The sequence below is a fragment of the Caballeronia terrestris genome (assembly GCF_001544515.1).
In the GTDB taxonomy this organism is placed as follows: domain Bacteria; phylum Pseudomonadota; class Gammaproteobacteria; order Burkholderiales; family Burkholderiaceae; genus Caballeronia; species Caballeronia terrestris.
Map to the genome: position 1 here is coordinate 1 of NZ_FCOL02000193.1, position 3,671 is coordinate 3,671.

Below are 3,671 nucleotides of genomic sequence, written 5' to 3' on the forward strand. Positions count from 1 at the left end.
GGCCCACGCCGAGCGCAGCGAGCAGCCGCGTTCTGAGCGCGACGGCGGCTTCGTCGCTGCGCGAGCGCGGACGCGGCAAGTCGACGGTAATGTCGGCGCTGATCTCGCCCTGCGACAGCACGACGATACGGTCCGAAAGCAGAATCGCCTCGTCGATGTCGTGCGTGACCAGCACGACAGCTGGCGTGTGCGCACGCCAGAGCCGCGCCACGAGTTCGTACATGCGGATTCGCGTGAGCGCGTCGAGCGCGGCGAACGGCTCGTCGAGCAGCAGCAGCTTCGGCTCGCGCACGAGCGCGCGCGCCAGTGCGACACGCTGCGCCTCGCCGCCCGATAGCGTCTTCGGCCAGCCGTCCGCCTGACGCGAGAGACCGACCTCCTCCAGCGCCGAGAGCGCCGATGATTTCGCCGCGCGCAGCCGCTCATGGCCGATCACGACGTTTTCCCACACGCGCTTGGCGAGCACGAGGCGCGGCTCCTGGAACACGACCGAGCGAGCGCCGGCCACGCGCACGCGGCCGCTGTCGGCTTGATCGAGTCCGGCGAGGATGCGCAGGAGCGTCGTCTTGCCCGCGCCCGACGCGCCGAGCATCGAGACGAACTGGCCGCGCTTCACGGTGAGCGAAACGTCCTTCAGTACGGCTCGCCCAGAGAACACGCGGCTCACCGCGTCCAGTTCGAGCGCGGCTTCGCGCTCGCCGTGACGGGTTTTCAATGCGTCGATATCAGGCGAGTTCAAAGCGCGGCCTCCAGGGCAAGGCGAGATGTTCGAGCGCGCGCATGATGAGGTCCGTCGCGATGCCGAGCGCCGCGTACACGAGAATGCCCGCGATGATGATGTCCGCGCGCTGGTTCTGGTTCGCGTTCACGAGGATGTAGCCGATGCCGCTCTGCGCGTTGATCTGCTCGGCCACGACGAGCGCAAGCAGCGCCACGGCGGACGAGTAGCGCACGCCGACGAGGATCGAAGGCAATGCCGTCGGCAGGATGATGCGCAGCGCCACTTGGCGGCTCGACAGCCCGAACACCTTCGCCGCTTCCAGCAGCTTCGGATCGACGCCGCGCACGCCCGCGTACGTGTTGAGATACATCGGGAAGATCGTGGCGGCGAGGATGACCGCGACTTTCGCGCCCTCGCCGATACCGAACCATGTGATGAAGAGCGGAATCAGCGCGATGAACGGGATGGTACGCAGCATTTGCAGCGGCGCATCGACGATCTCTTCGCCCCCACGCCACAAGCCCGCGAAGAGACCCGCGAAAAGACCGATGCCACCGCCGATCGCAAGCCCCGTCGCCGCGCGCAGCAGCGACACGCCGATCGCGTTCTGAAGTTCGCCATCGGCGATGAGCTCGTTCAAAGCGGCGAGTATGACGGTGGGCGACGGCAAGGTCTCGGGCGCCACGAGCTTAAACGACGACGCGAGTTGCCACAACACCACGAGCGCGACCGGCACGCCGACGCGCAAGGCGCGCGATCGCAGGAGGGACCATTGCAGCGCCGTGTTGTTCGCGGCGTCGCGAGTCGGCAGATCGACGAGAGCGGGGGTGTCGCTTGAGCGCGGGGCTGTCCGTTCTGGCGGCGTGCCCGGGTCGAGCCCGATCACGGCGGAGGGAAAGCGAGGGACGTTCATGGGCGTTCGTCGAGGATGAGTGGAACGATCGATGGTACGGTCGCGCGCCCGGCCCTCCAACAAACGGTTTTCCAGATGCTAAGCGCCTCCGGCGTGATTTGAAATCCCGATCGAATGAAATCGATAGCAAAAAGCGTTATGCGCTGCATTGCTTAGCAGATTCGCTTGGTTGGCGAATCGGGGCGGCTTTAATAACGTGTGCAGATTGCGGTGCACCGATCAACAACTGGACAACCGAGCATCAATGGGACATATCGAATCGAACCTGTCTGTCGGTCGCGGGCGTGGCGAATACGCCGTCAGACCTGCTTCAACGGCTCTGCGCGAGCTCGTCGCGGCAATCGAAGAAGGGGCGCACGCGCGCGCCAGCGGCGACGCGGATACTCGCGACGCCATCGCGCTCGTGCGGGAAGCGCGTCTCGGCGTGTATCGGTTGCCTGTGGAGCAAGGCGGAGGCGGCGCCACGTTGCCGCAGCTCTTCGAGCTCGTCTTCGATCTCGCACAAGCGGACTCCAACATTCCGCACATCCTGCGCAACCACTTTGCCTTCGTGGAGCGCGCGCTGCGCATGCCGGATCAGGCTCCCTACTCGCGCTGGCTCGCCTCCGTCAAGGAAGGCGCGCTTTACGGCCTCGGCGCCAGCGAACTCGGAAAGCAGAACATCGGCGACGGAGACGGCGCGACCTCGCTCGACCCGCAAGGCGACGGTTTCGTGCTCAACGGCGTCAAGTATTACAGCACGGGCAATCTCTACGCGGACTACATCGTCGTCAACGCGAAAGTTCACGATGGACGATTGGTCGCGGCACGGGTCGCAGTGGGGCAAAAAGGCGTGGACGTGCGCGACGACTGGGACGGCATCGGCCAGCGCCTGACGGCAAGCGGTACGACCGTCTACGACCACGTCGAGGTGTCGCGCGACGACGTGCTCTACTACGACGACGAGTTCAAGGTCCCATGGCAGGCCACTTTCTCGCAACTGTGGCTGACGACGATCATCGCGGGCATCTTGCGCCGCGTGGTGAAGGACGCGGTGGCGCTGCTCAAGCGTCGCGATCGCAACTATTACCACGCCGTCAACGCCCGCCCGGCCGACGATCCGCTGTTGCAGCAGATCGTCGGGCGGCTCGACAGCGCGGCCTACGTCGCGGAATCGAGCGTGTTGCGTGCCGCCGATGCGTTGGGCCGCGCGTACGATTCCGCGCTCGCAGGCGCGCCCGACGAGGCGCTTTTCCTTGAAGCGGCATTGAATGCGGCGCGCTCGAAGGTGCTGATCGACGAACTCGCGCTCGATGCCGCGACGCGGCTCTTCGACGTGGGCGGCGCATCGGCGGGCAAGCAAAGCGCGGCGCTCGACCGGCACTGGCGCAACATCCGCACGATCGCCTCGCATAATCCGGTCGCGTACAAGGCGCGCGTGCTCGGCGAGCATGCGCTGCACGGAACCCCTTTACCGAAGGCTGCGTTCTTCTGAAAGCCTGCTTCCCGGCGCGGGATGCGAGCCTCGCATCACGCGCTGCGGCGATATCCCTCATATCCTTAGCGCAATTCGTGCTTTCCCGTGTGCGCTCTTGCTCGGTAGCATGTTCTTCCTTAACGCCGAGCGCAGACCGGGCGCGCCGCAGTTCCCTCTTTCAAATCCCTGGAGTGTTGATCTTGTCTCGAACCCCTTCATCGCAGAGGCCGCTGGTCGTAGGTATCGGCGGCACGACGCGACCTGCGTCATCCACGGAGCGTGCGCTTGCTTTCGCACTGAAAGGCGCACAGGAAAGCGGCGCGCGCGTGCAATTGTTCGGCGGTGCTTTCCTCTACAGCTTGCCGCACTACGCACCTGAAACCGGCCACTTGACCGACGAGCAGCGCGAACTCATCGAAGCGGTGCGCAACGCGGATGCGCTCATCGTCGCATCGCCCGGGTATCACGGCGGCATCTCGGGGCTGGTGAAGAACGCACTCGATACGCTCGAAGAACTTCGGCTCGACGAGCGCCCTTATCTCGATGGCCGCGCGGTCGGCAGCATCGTGACCGCGTATGGC

General features: G+C 65.4%; 4 protein-coding genes. 2 read left to right on the forward strand and 2 right to left on the reverse strand.

Annotated features, from left to right (window positions below; genetic code table 11):
- Together AWB67_RS35025 and AWB67_RS35030 are read right to left on the reverse strand one after the other, a co-directional pair.
- The coding region (locus AWB67_RS35025; protein ID WP_143328461.1) for an ABC transporter ATP-binding protein at positions 1–739 on the reverse strand (739 nt) is incomplete at its 3' end.
- Positions 726–1,634 carry an ABC transporter permease gene (locus AWB67_RS35030; protein WP_087660500.1) on the reverse strand — a complete coding sequence of 303 codons (909 nt, stop codon included), beginning with the start codon at positions 1,632–1,634 and terminating at the stop codon, positions 726–728. The genes AWB67_RS35025 and AWB67_RS35030, both read right to left, overlap by 14 nt.
- Before the next feature lie 244 nt (positions 1,635–1,878).
- On the opposite strand from AWB67_RS35030, the gene AWB67_RS35035 reads away from it, so the two are divergent.
- The gene (locus tag AWB67_RS35035; RefSeq protein ID WP_087660501.1) at positions 1,879–3,108 is read left to right on the forward strand and encodes an acyl-CoA dehydrogenase family protein; all 1,230 of its coding nucleotides are present in this window, start codon (positions 1,879–1,881) and stop codon (positions 3,106–3,108) included.
- A gap of 182 nt (positions 3,109–3,290) precedes the next feature.
- A partial coding sequence (locus AWB67_RS35040; RefSeq protein WP_143328462.1) for an NADPH-dependent FMN reductase occupies positions 3,291–3,671 on the forward strand: 381 nt, incomplete at its 3' end.

Coding starts and splice junctions, on each gene's coding strand:
- AWB67_RS35030 (WP_087660500.1), bottom strand. CDS start 1,634: ATGAACGTCCCTCGCTTTCCCTCCGCCGTGATCGGGCTCGACCCGGGC.
- AWB67_RS35035 (WP_087660501.1), top strand. CDS start 1,879: ATGGGACATATCGAATCGAACCTGTCTGTCGGTCGCGGGCGTGGCGAA.